Origin of the sequence: Wolbachia endosymbiont of Madathamugadia hiepei (assembly GCF_013366855.1) — a bacterium.
Lineage (GTDB): Bacteria > Pseudomonadota > Alphaproteobacteria > Rickettsiales > Anaplasmataceae > Wolbachia.
Map to the genome: position 1 here is coordinate 1 of NZ_WQMP01000169.1, position 1,773 is coordinate 1,773.

2 protein-coding genes are annotated in these 1,773 nt (G+C 35.5%); both read left to right on the forward strand.

The genetic code is table 11. The features are described 5' to 3' along the window. The first annotated feature begins 651 nt into the window (after positions 1–651). Positions 652–993: an ankyrin repeat domain-containing protein gene (locus GO685_RS05040; protein ID WP_175937841.1), complete on the forward strand. Its 342-nt coding sequence runs from the start codon at positions 652–654 to the stop codon at positions 991–993. 72 nt (positions 994–1,065) lie between these two features. Beyond that, the gene (locus GO685_RS05045) at positions 1,066–1,497 is read left to right on the forward strand and encodes a hypothetical protein (RefSeq protein ID WP_175937842.1); all 432 of its coding nucleotides are present in this window, start codon (positions 1,066–1,068) and stop codon (positions 1,495–1,497) included. The last annotated feature ends 276 nt before the right edge of the window (positions 1,498–1,773 follow it).

Here is a 1,773-nt window from a genome sequence, read left to right on the forward strand (position 1 = left end):
GCCTTAAACGCTGCAATTTAGCTGCTTTTAAACGCAACTAGTCTAAACTATAATATTTAAGAAATTTACCAGACAGAGGAAAAAGACAATACTAAAAGTAAATACCGACCAGGGTTTCTTTTGCTTTTTTCCCTCGTTTGGTAAATTTCTTAAACATAAAAGTTACACCAACTTTCGTTATCAAACAAGATACATAATAAATTCGCTAAACCTCTAATCGTAGGGAAACTTTTTAATCTGTCCTATATTGATATTAGACAATAAACCGCGTAACCTACGCGAACTTTTTAATATAGTAATTTAACACAACGCAAAACCAGCTATATCAGCCTACTTCTACCACGTTTAGATACGAACCAATTTGCCTAACTTTGCTGTAACAATTTCAAGCTTCTATTTTCACAACCTTGTTTTTACCCGGCTTGTTCTCACAAATATAGGTATTTTCCGCCGCTTTGAAAAACAAAGAGTAAATATTTAAATTTTTTGTGATGCTAATTTGTAGCATGTTTACTTATTAATCAAGCTATAGTAAGCTAAAACAATTACTAATAATTTTACGTAAAATATAAAAATAATAAATCTTAACTTTCTTATTAAAGTATGCGGTAATTAAACTATATGATTATTTTTAAATAGGAGAAGGTAGTTATGACTTCAACATTGGAAAAGTGGGAGGAGATGCTGCGTTCAGTACACTTCAACAACTTAAGTGATATATCTGAACAAATAAAAGAGGTGTTAAAAGCACAACATCAAAGTACATATGAGGAATGGGAACAGAAAAGTTTTAATGAAAACCACTTGTTTAGTGCATGTGTACGTGCATTTACTAGGTTCGCTAAGCCAATAAAATGCACATTGTTGCATATAGCTATTTTTAGTGACCGTTTAGATATAGTTAAATACCTCATAGCAGATAAAAATGCTGATGTTGATGCACGAGGTTCGGATGACGACACTGCTTTACATTTGGCTGCTATGTTTGGATGATTAGAGACGGTTGAGGCTCTATTAGCAAAAGGAGCGGATCATTCATTAGAAAATGACTCTGGTAAAACTCCAGTGGACCTAGCTAAAAACGAAAGTGTGAAAAAGCTTTTAGAGGAAGCAGAAAGCAAAAGAGTTGCGAACAGAAAAAACGATAGTTCTACACTAGATAATCCTAACAATAAGCCTTGTGCTGATGAGGCGAATATTCCACACAGTACAAAAGGAAATAAGTTGCCTATTATAACTGCTTCCGCTGGCTTATTGTTGGGCCTGAGCATAGCATATCTTGCAGTTGCTGCCGCTTTGACTCCTGTAGGTGCTGCTATTGCAGTATTTCTTGCAGCTGCAGCAGTTGGTGCATTAGTTGGTTATGGTGCTGGAAGATTTTGTCAGAGAGTTAGCGAAGAGAAACAAGAAGATCCTGATTTAAGTACATGGGATGCTGTTAAGAGTGTGTTTTCTGATGTATTCACTACTGGACATTCTAAAGAACGTGAGGTGTAATTCAAATTGTTAAGTGTATGGGGTTCTTCAAGACGATGTAGAGATATGGTATTGAGTGATATAAAAGGCAGAAAAATGTTAAAGCCATGCTATTGTTCTGTTTTTCAGTATTCGGGGAAATCTTACTTTGGTTAGCTATAGCAGGTAATTTGCGTAACAGACGGTGTCATCCCAGTGCTCCGACACTGGGATGGCTTTGTTGCATGGCAACTAAAAAATCTAGTGGTTACTGACGAAATTCATTATAAAGTGGCTATTTAACTACCGAAGAAAGAA

Excerpts from the sequence above, each read along its gene's own strand:
- GO685_RS05040 (WP_175937841.1), top strand. The coding sequence starts at position 652 with ATGACTTCAACATTGGAAAAGTGGGAGGAGATGCTGCGTTCAGTACAC.